This is a genomic window from Variovorax sp. UC122_21 (assembly GCF_044056785.1).
Taxonomy (GTDB): domain Bacteria; phylum Pseudomonadota; class Gammaproteobacteria; order Burkholderiales; family Burkholderiaceae_C; genus Variovorax.
Genome location: NZ_CP172004.1, coordinates 4,100,416 through 4,114,789 on the forward strand (window position 1 = coordinate 4,100,416; position 14,374 = coordinate 4,114,789).

A 14,374-nucleotide genomic window follows, 5' to 3' on the forward strand; every position below is an offset into this window, starting at 1 on the left:
TCAGTCGGCGAGCCGGACCACCGCATCGCGCCACTGGCCCAGGTTGGCGTGGTCGGTCAGGTCGATCTGCAACGGCGTGAGCGCCACGTGGCCCTCGGCCGTGGCATGGAAGTCGGTGCCCTCGCCGCTGTCTTTGGCGCTGCCCGCGCCGGCGATCCAGTACATCGTGTCGCCACGCGGGCTTTCCTGCGTGATGACCTTCTCGGCCGCGTGGCGGCGGCCCAGGCGGCACACCTTCACCGGCTTGAGCTCGTCGAACGGCCGGTTCGGCACGTTGACGTTCAAAAGAAAGGCGCCGCCATCGAGCATGCGCTCGCGCTCGATGCGCTGCACCAGCCGGCGCGCCACCTGGGCGGCCGCATCGACATGGGCCCAGCCCTTCTCGATCTGCGAGAACGCGATCGCGGGAATGCCGAACAGGTAGGCCTCCATGGCCGCGCCGACGGTGCCCGAATAGATGGTGTCGTCGCCCATGTTGGCGCCGTTGTTGATGCCCGAGACCACGAGGTCGGGCCGGTAGCCGAGCAGCCCCTTGAGCGCGATGTGCACGCAGTCGGCGGGCGTGCCGGTCACGTAGCGGAAGCCGTTGTGCGCGGTGTGGACGTAGAGCGGCGCCGCGAGCGTCAGCGCGTTCGACTTGGCGCTGTTGTTGTGCTCGGGAGCCACCACCTCGACCTCGGCCAGGTCCTTGAGCGCGTCGTGCAGTGCGACGATGCCGGGCGCCTGGAAGCCATCGTCGTTGGAAATGAGTATCTTCATGATGCGGTGCGGTGCAACGGATTGTAGGCGTCGGGTGCGTCGCAGCAGGGACAAGGACACGCGAGGGCGACGCCTATCATCGCGCGCTTCATTGCCTCAACATTACTACCCGTTTCGAAGGAGACCGAGCATGCACGCATGGCTTTGCGAGAACCCCGTCGGCGTCGACGCGCTCACCTGGAAAGAGCTGCCCACGCCGACACCCGGCCCGGGCCAGGTGCTGATCGAGATCCGGGCCGCGAGCCTGAATTTCCCCGACCTGCTGATCGTGCAGAACAAGTACCAGATGAAGCCCCCGCTGCCTTTCGTGCCAGGCTCGGAGTACGCGGGGATCGTGCAGGCCGTGGGCGAAGGCGTCACGCACCTCAAGGTCGGCCAGAACGTCGCCTGCCTCTCGGGCACCGGCGGCTTCGCCACCCACACGCTGGCACCCGCGGCGCTGTGCATGCCGCTGCCCGAGGGCTTCGGCCACGTCGACGCGGCCGCCTTCATCATGATCTACGCGACCTCGTGGCATGCGCTGATGGACCGCGCGCAGCTCAAGGCCGGCGAAACCGTGCTGGTGCTCGGTGCGGCGGGCGGCGTGGGCACGGCGGCCATCCAGATCGCCAAGGCGGCCGGCGCCAAGGTGATCGCGGCCGCTTCCACCGACGAGAAATGCGAGCTGTGCCGTTCGATCGGCGCCGACGCGACGATCAACTACACCACGCATGCGCTGCCGAATGGTTTCAGGGATGCCATCAAGGCCGCGACCGACGGCAAAGGCCCCGACGTCATATACGACCCGGTCGGCGGCGATTTCGCGGAGCCGGCATTTCGCTCGATCGGATGGCGCGGCCGCTATTTGGTCGTGGGTTTTGCGTCGGGCCCCATTCCCTCGCTGCCATTGAACCTCACGCTGTTGAAAGGCGCGTCGCTGGTCGGCGTGTTCTGGGGGGATTTCGCCAGGCGCGAACCCAAGGCCAACGCCCAGATGATGGCCGAATTGGCGCAATGGTATGGGCAGGGAAAGATCAAGCCGGTGATCGACAGCACGATGCCGATGGCCGAATTGAAAGCCGCCTACGCGCACATGGGTTCGCGCGGCGTCAAGGGAAAGCTCGTGATGGTGAACTGATCGCCGCGACGCGGGGCACCAGGAGATTCGACCCCGTGCCCGCAATAAAAAAAGCCCGCATGCGCGGGCTTTTTTATTGCGGAGTCGGCTGGCGCGGGTTCGCGCACCACGCTCACTTGATCTCGAAATCCGTCAGCGACTTGCCGGCGGCCAGCGCCTCGGTCACCCAGCGCGGCTTGCGGCCACGGCCGCCGGACCAGGTTTCACCGGTCGGGCTGCGGTACTTGGCGGCGGCCTTGGGCGCCGGCGTGCTGGCGGCGCGCTTGGCGGTCACGGCGCGGCCGGCCGAGAGCTTCAGATCCGACGCGGTCAAACCGTAGTCGGCGATCTTCCTGCGAATGTCCTCGATCACGCCGGCACGTTCCTGGTTGCGCAGCTCTTCGGCCTGCTTGCGCAATTGCGCGATCTGTTCGTCGTGCTTCTGGATCTGGGAATTGATATCTGCGAGCGTCGAGGCCATTGGCTGACTCCTGTAAATGAAAACGCCCGCAGTTTAATTCAGTTTGCAATTGATTTTCGAGCAAGCCCGCGCAGAAAAATCCGGCGCGCTTGGCGTTTTACAACAGCCCAAGGGTAAAACGCCCCGTTCCTGGGCGTGATCGGCGCCTGATCGGGCGTTTGAAAGACTGCCCGCCACGCGGAGGCCAGAAAATTGAACGTCTTGATACCGTTTCGGACGGCTCGCGCTTAATGAAGGGCCAGAAAGAAATGCATTCGCCCGCCCTTCGCGCAGGGGCGAGGTGTACGGAAAACGCTTTAGGCAAGCCCAAAAGAAAAACGGCCCTGGATCGCTCCAGGGCCGTTTCTTGGGAATTCATATGGGGTGGCTGATGGGACTCGAACCCACGACGACCAGAATCACAATCTGGGACTCTACCAGCTGAGCTACAGCCACCGTAATAGAGTCCACGATTATAGCCATAAAAGACGCGCGCCCGACCCCGGTTTGAAAGAATGATGCGCGCGGACCACTCAGCCCGCCGCCAGCGGGCCCGATGGGGCCACCTGCGGCGCTTCCTCATGCGCGGCGTCCTTCTGGCGGATCGAACCATCCGAGCGCTCGAAGGTGCCGATCAGCAGCCCGCTGGCGATCGCATGCGCCTTCAGTTCGTCGACCACCTCGTCCCGTCCGGGCGCGACCGAGAACTCGTGCGCACGGTCGAGCGCGAACAGCTGGAAGGCGTAGCGATGCACGCCATGCCCCGGTGGCGGATCGGGTGGCAGCCAGGCCGCCTGCAATCCGGAGTTGCGCCCGGCATGCACCGTGTCCTGGCCTTCGTTGCCCTGGCTCGGCAGCGCCGCCTCCACCAGGCGGGTGTCGCCGGGAGGCAGGCTGACGACGATGGCATGCACCAGCGGATTGGGCGTCGGCGAATCCGCATCCTCCACCACCAGCAGCAGCGAAGCCGCGCCTTGCGGCACGCCCTCCCATTGCAGCGGCGGCGACAACCCTTTGCCATCGGCCGTGTAGCGCGGCGGGATGGGCGCATGGTCGGCAAAGGCCACGCTGGTCAGCGAGATGGTGGCCATGCCTTCGCGCAGGCCGAGCGTGTTGAAAACGATCTTGTCCAGGCCGGCGCGCACACCGTGCAGGGCCTGGCCGATGACTTCGGCAACTTTTCGAGCATGCCGAAGGTATAGCGTCCCGTTCTCGATCGCCCTGTAGGACGCCACAGCGGGCCGGCCGCAGCCTGCGGCGCCAAAACGCGCAGCCCCGCATCCCGATTCGCCGAGACGCGCTTGCGGCGCGCCCGCGCGAAGCATCCGGCCGCTATCATGGCCGCGCCCTGCCATGCGGGCGCCGCTTCATTCACGAACCAAGGGATCACTCATGAGCATCGTCTGGACCATCCTGATCGGCTTCGTCGTAGGTCTGGTGGCACGCGCCGTCAAGCCGGGCAACGACTCCGCCGGATTCATCGTCACCACGCTGATCGGCATCGCGGGCTCGCTGATCGTCACCTACGTGGGCCAGTCGCTCGGCTGGTACACCGCCGGCGAAGGCGCCGGCTTCATCGCGTCGGTGCTCGGCGCGATCGTGCTGCTGATCCTCTACGGCCTCATCAAGCGCAAGAGCTGAGCCGTCGCAACATCGGGCGGGGCCGATGCCACGCAAACCCCGCGCGCACCATCATGTCTACGTGGTCGAACTCGACGACCGCGTCTGGAACATCGCCCGCTTCCGCCGCGCCAATCCCGACTACCAGCTCGGCAAGCCCTTCGTCTACGTGGGCATGACCGGGCTCGATCCCGACATCCGCTTCGACAAGCACAAGGCCGGCATCCAGGCCAACAGCTTCGTGCAGGACTACGGCCTGCACCTGCTGCCCGCGCTCTACGAGCGCTACAACCCGATGAACTACGAAGACGCGCGCTCGATGGAAGTCGAGCTCGGCATCGCCCTGCGCAAGGCGGGCTACGGCGTCTGGCAGGCCTGAGCGCGAAGGCGCGCTTCAGGAGTAGGTGACCCAGTCCTCGTACGCCGGCCCGTCGAGATGCGGCAGCGTGTTGTAGGTCACCAGCATGTGGCGCTTGGGCGTGAAGGCGAACTCGGTCACCGACGAATTGCGGATGCGCAGGTTGAGCTCGATCGTGGTCTCGGGGCTGGTGCCCAGCACATGGCCCACCGCCGTGCTGATCGGGCCGCCGCTCGACACCACGAGCACTTTGGCCCCATGGTGCTTGTCGCGCACGTGATCGAGCGCGGTGGTCACGCCCGCGAGAAAGTCCACGTAGCTGGGCATGCCCACCGGCTTCGTGCGCCCCTGCATCCACGCACCCAGTCCTTCGCGCAGCAGACGGAAGTGATGCCGGTACATCTCGGGCGAATCGGGCTTCTCGAGCTTGCCTTCGTGGATGGTGGCGATCACCGCCTCGCTGTCGTACTCGTTGAGGCCGGGCCAGGGCAGCACGTCGTCGCGCGTCAGACCGAGGCCCTGCGCGATGCCTTCCCAGGTCTGCCGGTGCCGGCGCAGGGTGCCGGTGATCACGGCGTCGAAACGCATGCCGCGCTCACGCCAGTACTCGCCGAGCCGCACCGATTGCCTGTGGCCCAATTCGCTCAGGTTGTCGTAGTCGGCCGCGCCGAAGCTGGCCTGGCCATGGCGCACGAGGTAGAGAGTTCCCATGCGCGGATTCTGGCAAGAAGCGACCGCGGCGCTTGTCCCACGCGGGACCGAAAAGCAACGGGCCGCACCAGGCGGCCCGCGAAGGGGATGAGGGAGCGCCTGGCGGCGCGACCGGTCAGCGCGCGCCGGCGAACGGCAGTCCGTCGGTCGCGGGACGCGGCACCAGGATCTCGGCCTTGTAGCGGTCCTTCAGCAGGTTGTAGTAGGCAGCGTCTTCGGCGGCCGCGATCGACTGGCCGACCTGCGCGTTCTCCTGCTTCGCGACCTCCGCCGTCGGCGCGGTGCGCGGCACGGCCTTGGTCACGCGGACCACGGCATAGCCCTGCGTGCCGAGGTCGACGCCGACCAGGGTCGGCAGCTTGCTGGCGTCGGCACGCAGCGCGGCCTCGACCACCACGCCCGGCTGTGCCTTCGCATCGGTGCGCGACACGGTGACGGGTGCCGCGAAGTTGGCGCCGTCGGCCTTCGTGGTCCAGGCCGCGAGCTTGGCTTCGCCCTCGGTCTTCGCGAGCGCCGCCGCGCGCTCGGTGACGAGCTGCGCGCGGATCTTGTCCTTCACGTCGGCCAGCGGAATCGGATGCGCGGCCGAGTACTGGGTCACGCGGCCCGATGCGAGCTGGTTGGTGCCGACCTCGATGGCTTCGGTGTTCTGCTTGCGACTCAACGAATCGGGCGAGAACAGCGCGCTCAGGAAGTTGCGGCTCGCGAGCGGCCCGGTGGCGCCGGGCGCGGCCGTGCGGCCGATATTGGTTGCGGTCTGGATCGTGAGCTTGAGCTTCTCGGCCGCCGGCTTCAGGCTGTCGGGCTGCTGGTACACGGCATCGGTGAAGGTCTCGGCGGCCTTGGCGAATTCCTGCGTGGCCTGCTGGGCGCGGTAGTCGTTCTCGAGGGTGGCGCGCACCTGCTCGAACGGCGGCACCACGGCCGGCTTGATGTCGTCCAGGCGGATGATGTGATAGCCGAACTCGGTCTCGACGACGTTGCTGATCTCGCCCTTCTTCAGCGCGAACATCGCGTCTTCGAAAGGCTTGACCATCGCGCCGCGGGTGACGAAGTCGAGGTCGCCGCCCTTCTCTGCCGAGCCCGGGTCCTGCGAGTTCTTGCGCGCGACATCGGCGAAGGTGTTGGGCGCCTTGCGCACATCGGCCAGCAGTTGCTCGGCCTTGGCCTTCGCCTTGGCGCGATCGGCCGCCGGCGCGCTGGCGGCCGCGGTGATCAGGATGTGGCTCGCGCGGCGTTCTTCCTTGGTGCCGAAGCGCGAGGTGTTCTGCTCGTAGTAGCTCTTGAGCTCGGCCTCGTTGACCGTCACGTTCTTCTTGGCCGCCTCGAGGTCGAGCAGCAGGTACTCGATGCTTGCCTGCTCGGGTGCCTGGAACTGCGCCGTGTGGTCCTTGTAGTAGGTCTCGATGTCGGCATCGCTGACCGTGACCTTCGATGCGAAGCCCTCGGGCGCGAAGCGCGACACCTGGATCTCGCGCTGTTCGTAGAAGGCATTGATGGTGGCGGCGGCCAGCGCGGGCGGCGTGAAGGTGGTGCCCGACACGCCCAGCAGCAGTTGCTGCGTGGCGAGCTCGGCGCGCATCGACGCTTCGTACTGCTCGGGCGTGCGGCCGGTCACGCGCTGGAAGGCGTCGCGGTCGAACTTGCCCTCGGGCGTGCGGAAGGTCGCGAGGCCCGGGTCCTGCGCGAAGATGCGCGAGAGGCGCTCCTCGGACACCGTCATGTTGGCCTTGTTGGCCGCCACCGTCAGCACGCGGTCGCGAACCATCTTCTCGAGCGTGGCGTAGCGCAGCGCATCGGAGTCGAGCACCAGCGGATCGACGTTGGGCGACTGCTGGCGGATGCGGTCGGTTTCGACGCGATGCTGCGCATCCCATTCGGGCCGCGTGATGCTGGTGCCGTCGACATGCGCGACGGCCTCGTCCTTGGAGAAGCCCTGGTAGCGCTCGACGCCGAACAGCACGAACGACGGGATGATCAGCAAGAACAAGACAATCATCATGATCTTGTTGTACTTGCGGAAGAAATCAAACATGCTTGGACACTCTCAGGCGGTGGCTGTCGGACGGCCATAAAAAAGGCGAACCGTTGTTCGCCTTTGCATCGGGTGGGTGGTGGGTGCTGAGGGGCTCGAACCCCCGACCTACGCCTTGTAAGGGCGCCGCTCTACCAGCTGAGCTAAGCACCCCACCGGGAATACTTTTCTTCCGAGTTCTCGTCGTCGACTTAGTTCAACGCGTCCTTGAGGGCCTTGCCGGGACGGAACTTCGGAATCTTGGCGGCCTTGATTTTAATCGCGTCGCCGGTGCGCGGATTGCGACCCGTACGCGCCGCACGTTTACCGACTGCAAAAGTGCCGAAACCGACGAGCGACACGGAGCCGCCTTTCTTGAGCGTGGTACGAATGGCGCCGATGGTGGATTCGAGCGCGCGCGTGGCGGCTGCCTTGGAAATATCGGCGTTCTTTGCGATGTGCTCAATCAGTTCGGTCTTGTTCACAAGGGCCCCTTGTAGAAAAAAGTTGGTCGGCTTTCGTCGGCTGGCGAGTCCGTCGCGGCGTGATCCGACGCGGAAGCTTGGCAGGCCTGACGCCCCGGCAGCGCGCTGCCATCGGGGATTACAACCACTGGCCTGCGGGGTGTCAATACGACATCAGCCCGTGCGGCGCAGCGGAGCGCGCGATTCTAGGGGCGTTTCGCGAAGACCTTTTTCCGACCGGGCCGCGGCCGTCTCACAAGGCTTCGGCGATCGCTTTTCCGAGGTCGCTCGTGCTCGCCGTGCCGCCGATATCGGGTGTGCGCGGCGCACCGCTTCCGGGCGCGAGTACCTTCTCGATGGTCGAGAGGATCGCGTCGTGCGCGTCCTTGTGACCCAGGAACTCGAGCATCATCGCGCCGCACCAGATCTGGCCGATCGGGTTCGCGATGCCCTTGCCTGCGATGTCGGGTGCCGAGCCGTGCACCGGTTCGAACAGCGAGGGCGTGGTGCGCTCGGGGTTGAGATTGGCGCTCGGCGCGATGCCGATGGTGCCGGTGCAGGCCGGCCCCAGGTCGGACAGGATGTCGCCGAACAAGTTGCTCGCCACCACCACGTCGAAGAAGTCGGGCCGCTGCACGAAGTGCGCGGTGAGGATGTCGATGTGGAACTTGTCGAGCGTCACGCCCGGGTAGGACTTCGCCATCTCGGCCACGCGCTCGTCCCAGTAGGGCATGGTGATCGAGATGCCGTTCGACTTGGTGGCGCTGGTCAGGTGCTTCTTCGGCCGCGACTGCGCGAGCTCGAACGCGAACTTGAGCACGCGGTCCACGCCCACGCGCGACATCACGGTCTCCTGCACCACGATCTCGCGCGGCGTGCCTTCGTACATGCGCCCGCCGATGCTCGAGTACTCGCCCTCGGTGTTCTCGCGCACGATGTACATGTCGATCTCGCCGGGCTGGCGCGGCGAGCCGTCGCGGCGCACCACCGGCGCGACGATGCCGGGCATGAGGCGCGCGGGACGCAGGTTGATGTACTGGTCGAACTCGCGGCGGAACAGCAGCAGCGAGCCCCACAGCGAGATGTGGTCGGCGATCTTCTCGGGCCAGCCGACCGCGCCGAAGAAGATGGCGTCGTGGCCGCCGATCTGGTCCTTCCAGTCGTCGGGCAGCATCTTGCCGTGCTTCTCGCAGTAGTCCCAGCTCGAGAAATCGAAGTGGTCGAACTTCAAGTCGATGCCGAACTTGCGCGCCGCCGCGTCGAGCACGCGCACGCCTTCGGGCGTGGTTTCCTTGCCGATGCCGTCGCCGGCGATGACTGCGATTCTGTGGGTGGTCATGGTCTGGGTCCTTCCGATGGGATGAGCGGTGCAAAGAAGTCGAGTGCCTCGGCGAGCAGTTCGCCCGGCGCCTCCTCGGGAACGTAGTGGCCGCAGGGCAGCGCATGCCCCTCGACCCGGTCGGCGCGCTCGCGCCACAGCGCCAGCACGTCGAAGGCGCGGCCGACCACGCCGTGCGCGCCCCACAGCACGCGCAGCGGCATCGCGAGCCGCGCGCCCGCGGCGATGTCGGCGCGGTCGTGATCGAGGTCGATGCCGGCCGAGGCGCGGTAGTCCTCGCAGATGGATTCGGCGCTGCCCGGGATGGCCGCGCAGCGCTCGTACTCCGCGAGCACCTCGGGCGCGAACGGCGCGAGCCCCGCATGGCGCCCGCCCATCACGCTGCGCACGTAGCGCACCGGGTCGGAAGCGATCAGCGCCTCGGGCAGCGGCGGCGGCTGGATCAGGAAGAACCAGTGCCAGTAGGCGCGCGCGAAGGCTTCCGTGGTGTCCTCGTACATCGCAAGCGTGGGCGCGATGTCGAGCAGCAGCATGCGCTCGACCGCCGCCGGATGGTCGGCCGCGAGCCGGTGCGCCACGCGCGCGCCGCGGTCGTGCGCAAGCACGCCGAAGCGTTCGAAGCCGTGATGGCGCATCGCCGCGAGCGCATCGAGCGCCATCGCGCGCTTGCTGTGGTTCTCGTGCGCGGCATCGGCGGCGGGCCGGCCCGAATCGCCGTAGCCGCGCAAATCGATCGCCACCACGGTGAAGCGCTCGGCCAGCGCGGGCGCGACACGGTGCCAGATCGCGTGCGTCTGCGGGTGTCCGTGCAGCAGCAGCAGGGGCGCGCCACGGCCGCCGATGCGGCCATGCACGCGCACGCCGTCGCGTTCGATGTCGAAGACGGGGAAGTCGAGGAAGGAGGCGGTCACGCGGCGATTGTGCGTTGCGCACCCGGGTCCATCAAGCAACAATCGGCCAATTCATACTTTCCGTTCTGGCATGAATTCATTGGCACTGGAGCGCGGCGACCTGCAACTGGCGCTCGCCATCCGCGAACACGGCAGCCTCGCGGGCGCGGCCGGCGCGCTCGACGTCGTGCCCTCGGTGGTCACCAAGCGGCTCGGCGCGCTCGAGGCGCGGCTGGGCCAGCGGCTGTTCGACCGCACCACGCGGCGGCTCAGTGTCACGGCCGAGGGCGAAGCGGTGTGCCGGCATGCGAAGCAGTTGCTCGAAGGCTTCGCGGCGCTCGAGGGCGAGCTCGGCGAACGCCAGAACGAGCTCACGGGCGCGGTGCGGCTGGCCGCCACCTTCGGCTTCGGACGGCGCTGGCTCGGCCCGGCGCTGGCGGAATTCCAGGCCGGCCACCCGGCCCTGCGCATCGAGCTGCAGCTGACCGAGCGCCTGCCCGACCTCGGCGCCGAAGGCTACGACGGCGCGCTGTGGCTGTGGGCGGTGCAGCAGCGCCACGCCTCGGACTGGGTCTCGCGCCGCATCGCGCGCAACCAGCGCGTGCTGGCGGCCGCGCCCTCCTACCTCGCGCGCCGCGGCACGCCGGCCAGCGTCGAGGCCCTGGCCACGCATGACTGCCTGGTCGCGCGCGAGAACGGCGAGATCCATCGGCAGGAATATGCGCTGTGGTCGCTGCGGCACGGCCGCGACGGCAGCACGGCGCGCGTGCGGGTGCAGGGGCCACTGTCGAGCAACTCGGGCGAGATGGTGCGCGACTGGTGCCTGGCGGGCCACGGGATCATGCTGCGCAGCCTCTGGGACATCGCGCCGCAGCTGGCCTCGGGCGCGCTGGTGCGGGTGCTGCCGCAGTACGCGATGCCCGATGCCGACATCCACTGGATCGCGCCCTGGCGGCCGAAGACGCCGCGGCGGGTGCGGCTCCTGGTCGACCACCTGGCCGAACGTTTTCGCGGCGAGCCCTGGAAGCCCGCGCGCTAGGCGAAAGCCCGAGCCTCAGCGAGCCGCGCGCACCACCAGGCTCACGCCCACCGCCGTGAGCGCGGTGCCCAGCAGCGTGGTCAGCGTGATCTGCTCGCGGAACAGCAGCCAGGCCATGAGGGCCGTGCAAGGCGGCACCAGGTAGAGCAGGCTCGTGACCGCGGTCGCGGTGCCGCGCTGGATCAATATGTAGAGCAGCGAGCTGCCGCCCAGGGAGAGCGCGAGCACCGACCAGGCCATCGCGCCGATCGAATGCGCGTTCCATGCGATGGCCTCGGGCTCGAGCAGCGCGAACGGCAGGGTCGCGACCACGGCAGCCGCCATCTGCACCGCGCTGGCGCTTCGCACGTCGCACGGCGCGACGAAGCGCTTCTGATAAAGAGTGCCCGCGGTGATCGACACCAGCGCCATCAGCGCCAGGCTCATGGTCGCCGCGCTGACTTCCGCGCCATCGCCGAACTTGCGCGACACCACCAGCACCAGCCCCGCGAAGCCCAGGGCCAGGCCCAGCCACTGCCGCGGCGACACGCGCCCGCCGTTGAAGGACATCCAGATCGCGGTCAGCACCGGCTGGATGCCGACCAGCAGCGCGACCAGCCCCGAGCCCATGCCCGCGCGCACCGCGGCCCAGACGCCGCCGAGGTAGCCGGCCTGCATCAGGATGCCGGTGACCGCGAGGTGTCCCCACTGCGCCCGGGTCGAAGGCCAGGCCACGCGCGCCAGCGCGACCCACAGGCCGAAGCAGAGGAACGAGAGCACGAAGCGCACGGCCAGGAACTTGAACGGCGGCGCATGCGGCATGCCGTAGCGCGCGACGATGAAGCCGGTGCTCCAGATCAGCACGAAGACCGCGGGCATCGCCCGCAACCAGCCCGCCTCGCGGGCCGAGGCGGAACTCATTTGGCCCGGGCCCGGATCTCGGGAATGGCCTTTTGCAGGTAATAGACCATCGACCACACGGTGAGCACGGCCGAGACCCAGATCAGCCACTGGCCCCACAGGCCGGTGTCGATGAAGCCGAACAGTTGCCCGTCGTAGAGCAGGAACGGGATCGCGACCATCTGCACGGTCGTCTTGACCTTGCCGATCATGTGCACCGCCACGCTCTTGCTGGCGCCGATCTGAGCCATCCATTCGCGCAGCGCCGAGATCGCGATCTCGCGGCCGATGATGATCAGCGCCACGAACACGTCGGCCCGGTTCAGGTGCACCAGCACCAGCAGCGAGGCGCAGACCAGGAACTTGTCGGCCACCGGATCGAGGAAGGCGCCGAAGGCCGAGGTCTGGTTGAGCTTGCGCGCCAGGAAGCCGTCGAGCCAATCGGTGGCCGCGAACACGATGAACATGACCGTGGCGATCACATTGCGCATCGGGTCGGCGATGGGCAGGTAGAACACGCCGACGATCAGGGGGATCGCGACGATGCGCGTCCAGGTCATGATGGTCGGCAGGGTCCAGAACATGCGCTCGATTGTGTCACGCGAAAACGATGGATTCGAGAACGGGGACAAAGCCGTGCCGGCGCCCCGCTCCCAACGCGTCAAGTTCAGTGCAGCGCACGGTAGATTTCCTCGGCCAGATCGAAGGCGATGCCCTCGACCGAGGCGATGTCCTCCACGCTCGCCGCCGCCACGCCGCGGATGCCGCCGAAGCGCTGCAGCAGCCGGGCCCGGCGCTTCGGGCCGATGCCCGGGATGTCCTCGAGCTGGCTGCCGCCCACGCGCACCTTGGCGCGCTTGGCGCGCATGCCGGTGATGGCGAAGCGGTGCGCCTCGTCGCGGATCTGGGCCACCAGCATCAGCGCCGCCGAATCCTTGCCGAGGTAGACCTTCTCGCGGCCGTCGGCGAACACCAGCTCCTCGAGGCCGACCTTGCGGCCCTCGCCCTTCTCGACCCCGACGATCAGCGACAGCGGCAGGCCGAGCTCGCTGAACACCTCGCGCGCCATCGACACCTGGCCCTTGCCGCCGTCGACCAGCACCAGCTCCGGCATGCGCGCGCCCCGGCCCCGCGCGGGCGCCGCTGCGCCCTCGACACCCTCGGCGCCTTCGCTCTCGGCATCACCGGGCGGCAGCGCCTCGGTCTCGGCAGCCATCGCCTCGGCCAGCTTGCCGTAGCGCCGGTGCAGCACCTGGCGCATCGCCGCATAGTCGTCGCCCGGCGTGATGCCGTCGATGTTGTAGCGCCGGTATTCCTTGTTCTGCATCGCGTGGTGCTCGAACACCACGCACGAGGCCTGCGTGGCCTCGCCCGCGGTGTGCGAGATGTCGAAGCATTCGACGCGGAAGTTGTCGAGGTCGTCGCTCGCGAGTTCGAGCGCATCGGCCAGCGCGCGGGTACGGGCCTGCTGCGAGCCCTCCTCGGCCAGCAGCCGGGCCAGTTGCAGGCTGGCGTTCTTCTCGGCCATCTCGAGCCAGTGGCGGCGTTGCTCGCGCGGCTGGAACACCGCCGTCACGCGCGTGCCCGACTGCAGCGACACCGCCTCGATCAGCTCGCGGCCCACGGTTTCGCTGAGCACCAGCGTGGCCGGCACCGGCACGTCGATGTAGTGCTGCGCGATGAAGGCCTCGAGCACCTGCACTTCCACCGAATCGGTGGCGGCGGCGGGCGCGCCCTCGCCTTCGTCGTTGTCGAGCTCGCCGTGGTGCATCTGCGAGGCGTCCTCGACGTGCACCGGGAAGTAGGGCCGGTCGCCCAGGTGGCGGCCGCCGCGCACCATGGCCAGGTTCACGCAGGCCTTGCCGCCCTGCACCTTGACCGCGAGGATGTCCACGTCCTTGTCGGAAGCGATCTCGATCGACTGCTGATGCAGCACGCGCGAGATCGCCGACATCTGGTTGCGCAGCTCGGCCGCCTGCTCGAACTCCAGCTTCTCGGCATGCGAGCTCATGCGCTGCTCGAGCTTGCTGAGCACCAGCTGCGTGTCGCCGCGCAGGAAGGCCTCGGCGCTCGCCACGTCCTGCGCGTAGGCCTCGGTAGATATATGGCCCACGCAGGGACCGGTGCAGCGCTTGATCTGGTAGAGGAGGCAGGGCCGGGTGCGGTTGGCGTAGACCGTGTCCTCGCAGGTGCGCAGCTTGAACACCTTCTGCAGCAGCTGGATCGACTCCTTGACCGCCCAGGCGCTCGGGTACGGCCCGAAGTAGCGGTGCTTCTTGTCGACCGCGCCGCGGTAGTAGGCCAGCCGCGGAAACTGGTGCGAGGCGATCTTGAGATAGGGATAGCTCTTGTCGTCGCGAAACAGGATGTTGTAGCGCGGCTTGAGCGTCTTGATGAGGTTGTTCTCGAGCAGCAGCGCCTCGGCCTCGGAGCGCACCACGGTGGTCTCCATGCGCGCGATCTTCGAGATCATGTGGCCGATGCGCGTGCCGCCGTGGCTCTTCTGGAAGTAGTTGGCGACCCGTTTCTTGAGGTTGCGCGCCTTGCCCACGTAGAGCACGGCGCCGGCCGCGTCGAAGTAGCGGTAGACGCCCGGCAGCTGCGGCAGGGCCGCGACTTCGCTGAGCAGTTGATCGGAATGCACGTCTGACATGGCGGCTATTGTGGCGCGCGGCGGCGGGCGCCATGGCCGGCCCCGCGCAAACCCCGAGGTGGGTGGAACGGAATCTGCTGATGATGGGATGC

General features: G+C 67.7%; 15 protein-coding genes and 2 tRNA genes. 4 read left to right on the forward strand and 13 right to left on the reverse strand.

The genetic code is table 11. From position 1 onward, the window contains the following. Positions 1–759, reverse strand: a complete 759-nt coding sequence (surE, locus tag ACHMXE_RS31940; RefSeq protein ID WP_395348052.1) for a 5'/3'-nucleotidase SurE — start codon at positions 757–759, stop codon at positions 1–3. Between the two features lie 130 nt (positions 760–889). Between surE and ACHMXE_RS31945 the strand changes: the two genes are divergently transcribed. Further along, entirely contained in the window at positions 890–1,876 is a 987-nt protein-coding gene (locus ACHMXE_RS31945) for an NADPH:quinone oxidoreductase family protein (protein ID WP_209540935.1), read from the forward strand. 112 nt (positions 1,877–1,988) lie between these two features. Here ACHMXE_RS31945 and ACHMXE_RS31950 read toward each other — a convergent pair whose 3' ends face one another. The 3 genes from ACHMXE_RS31950 to ACHMXE_RS31960 form a co-directional block, all read right to left on the reverse strand. Then, on the reverse strand, positions 1,989–2,336 hold the full coding sequence (locus tag ACHMXE_RS31950) for an H-NS family nucleoid-associated regulatory protein (RefSeq protein ID WP_203205287.1): 348 nt from the start codon (positions 2,334–2,336) through the stop codon (positions 1,989–1,991). A gap of 359 nt (positions 2,337–2,695) precedes the next feature. Then, positions 2,696–2,771, reverse strand: a tRNA-His gene (locus ACHMXE_RS31955). Positions 2,772–2,848: 77 nt separating this feature from the next. Further along, positions 2,849–3,670 (reverse strand): YbhB/YbcL family Raf kinase inhibitor-like protein, encoded by an 822-nt coding sequence (locus ACHMXE_RS31960; RefSeq protein ID WP_395348054.1) that lies wholly within the window; start codon positions 3,668–3,670, stop codon positions 2,849–2,851. A gap of 37 nt (positions 3,671–3,707) precedes the next feature. Here ACHMXE_RS31960 and ACHMXE_RS31965 point away from each other — a divergent pair, with 37 nt between their 5' ends. Next, positions 3,708–3,956 (forward strand): GlsB/YeaQ/YmgE family stress response membrane protein, encoded by a 249-nt coding sequence (locus ACHMXE_RS31965; RefSeq protein WP_203205285.1) that lies wholly within the window; start codon positions 3,708–3,710, stop codon positions 3,954–3,956. A gap of 25 nt (positions 3,957–3,981) precedes the next feature. Beyond that, complete coding sequence (locus tag ACHMXE_RS31970) at positions 3,982–4,314, forward strand: hypothetical protein (protein ID WP_057590394.1); 333 nt, start codon at positions 3,982–3,984, stop codon at positions 4,312–4,314. A 15-nt stretch (positions 4,315–4,329) separates the two neighbouring features. On the opposite strand, the gene ACHMXE_RS31975 is transcribed toward ACHMXE_RS31970, so the two are convergent. From ACHMXE_RS31975 to ACHMXE_RS32000, 6 genes are all read right to left on the reverse strand, one after another. Then, positions 4,330–5,004 (reverse strand): histidine phosphatase family protein, encoded by a 675-nt coding sequence (locus tag ACHMXE_RS31975; RefSeq protein WP_208512135.1) that lies wholly within the window; start codon positions 5,002–5,004, stop codon positions 4,330–4,332. Positions 5,005–5,119: 115 nt separating this feature from the next. Further along, on the reverse strand, positions 5,120–7,039 hold the full coding sequence (locus ACHMXE_RS31980; RefSeq protein ID WP_395348055.1) for a SurA N-terminal domain-containing protein: 1,920 nt from the start codon (positions 7,037–7,039) through the stop codon (positions 5,120–5,122). A gap of 77 nt (positions 7,040–7,116) precedes the next feature. Then, positions 7,117–7,192 (reverse strand) — tRNA-Val (locus tag ACHMXE_RS31985). Positions 7,193–7,230: 38 nt separating this feature from the next. Continuing rightward, on the reverse strand, positions 7,231–7,503 hold the full coding sequence (locus tag ACHMXE_RS31990) for an HU family DNA-binding protein (protein WP_007830705.1): 273 nt from the start codon (positions 7,501–7,503) through the stop codon (positions 7,231–7,233). Positions 7,504–7,735: 232 nt separating this feature from the next. Next, complete coding sequence (locus ACHMXE_RS31995; RefSeq protein WP_395348056.1) at positions 7,736–8,821, reverse strand: tartrate dehydrogenase; 1,086 nt, start codon at positions 8,819–8,821, stop codon at positions 7,736–7,738. Continuing rightward, the gene (locus ACHMXE_RS32000) at positions 8,818–9,732 is read right to left on the reverse strand and encodes an alpha/beta fold hydrolase (RefSeq protein WP_395348057.1); all 915 of its coding nucleotides are present in this window, start codon (positions 9,730–9,732) and stop codon (positions 8,818–8,820) included. Before ACHMXE_RS32000 ends, ACHMXE_RS31995 begins: the two co-directional genes overlap by 4 nt. A gap of 70 nt (positions 9,733–9,802) precedes the next feature. Here ACHMXE_RS32000 and ACHMXE_RS32005 point away from each other — a divergent pair, with 70 nt between their 5' ends. Next, positions 9,803–10,750, forward strand: coding sequence for a LysR family transcriptional regulator (locus ACHMXE_RS32005; protein ID WP_395348058.1), 948 nt, complete (start codon positions 9,803–9,805; stop codon positions 10,748–10,750). A gap of 15 nt (positions 10,751–10,765) precedes the next feature. Here the strand turns inward: ACHMXE_RS32005 and ACHMXE_RS32010 are convergent, their stop codons facing one another. The 3 genes from ACHMXE_RS32010 to uvrC form a co-directional block, all read right to left on the reverse strand. Next, entirely contained in the window at positions 10,766–11,650 is an 885-nt protein-coding gene (locus ACHMXE_RS32010; protein WP_203205280.1) for a DMT family transporter, read from the reverse strand. After that, entirely contained in the window at positions 11,647–12,213 is a 567-nt protein-coding gene (pgsA, locus tag ACHMXE_RS32015; protein WP_057590401.1) for a CDP-diacylglycerol--glycerol-3-phosphate 3-phosphatidyltransferase, read from the reverse strand. The genes ACHMXE_RS32010 and pgsA overlap by 4 nt, the downstream gene beginning before the upstream one ends. 83 nt (positions 12,214–12,296) lie before the next feature. Beyond that, on the reverse strand, positions 12,297–14,282 hold the full coding sequence (gene uvrC / locus ACHMXE_RS32020; protein WP_395348059.1) for an excinuclease ABC subunit UvrC: 1,986 nt from the start codon (positions 14,280–14,282) through the stop codon (positions 12,297–12,299). Positions 14,283–14,374 lie beyond the last annotated feature (92 nt).

Excerpts from the sequence above, each read along its gene's own strand:
- ACHMXE_RS31950 (WP_203205287.1), bottom strand. The coding sequence starts at position 2,336 with ATGGCCTCGACGCTCGCAGATATCAATTCCCAGATCCAGAAGCACGAC.
- ACHMXE_RS31970 (WP_057590394.1), top strand. The coding sequence starts at position 3,982 with ATGCCACGCAAACCCCGCGCGCACCATCATGTCTACGTGGTCGAACTC.
- uvrC (WP_395348059.1), bottom strand. The coding sequence starts at position 14,282 with ATGTCAGACGTGCATTCCGATCAACTGCTCAGCGAAGTCGCGGCCCTG.
- ACHMXE_RS31980 (WP_395348055.1), bottom strand. The coding sequence starts at position 7,039 with ATGTTTGATTTCTTCCGCAAGTACAACAAGATCATGATGATTGTCTTG.
- ACHMXE_RS31975 (WP_208512135.1), bottom strand. The coding sequence starts at position 5,004 with ATGGGAACTCTCTACCTCGTGCGCCATGGCCAGGCCAGCTTCGGCGCG.
- ACHMXE_RS31960 (WP_395348054.1), bottom strand. The coding sequence starts at position 3,670 with ATGGCAGGGCGCGGCCATGATAGCGGCCGGATGCTTCGCGCGGGCGCG.
- ACHMXE_RS32010 (WP_203205280.1), bottom strand. The coding sequence starts at position 11,650 with ATGAGTTCCGCCTCGGCCCGCGAGGCGGGCTGGTTGCGGGCGATGCCC.
- surE (WP_395348052.1), bottom strand. The coding sequence starts at position 759 with ATGAAGATACTCATTTCCAACGACGATGGCTTCCAGGCGCCCGGCATC.
- ACHMXE_RS31965 (WP_203205285.1), top strand. The coding sequence starts at position 3,708 with ATGAGCATCGTCTGGACCATCCTGATCGGCTTCGTCGTAGGTCTGGTG.
- ACHMXE_RS31995 (WP_395348056.1), bottom strand. The coding sequence starts at position 8,821 with ATGACCACCCACAGAATCGCAGTCATCGCCGGCGACGGCATCGGCAAG.
- ACHMXE_RS32005 (WP_395348058.1), top strand. The coding sequence starts at position 9,803 with ATGAATTCATTGGCACTGGAGCGCGGCGACCTGCAACTGGCGCTCGCC.
- pgsA (WP_057590401.1), bottom strand. The coding sequence starts at position 12,213 with ATGTTCTGGACCCTGCCGACCATCATGACCTGGACGCGCATCGTCGCG.
- ACHMXE_RS31945 (WP_209540935.1), top strand. The coding sequence starts at position 890 with ATGCACGCATGGCTTTGCGAGAACCCCGTCGGCGTCGACGCGCTCACC.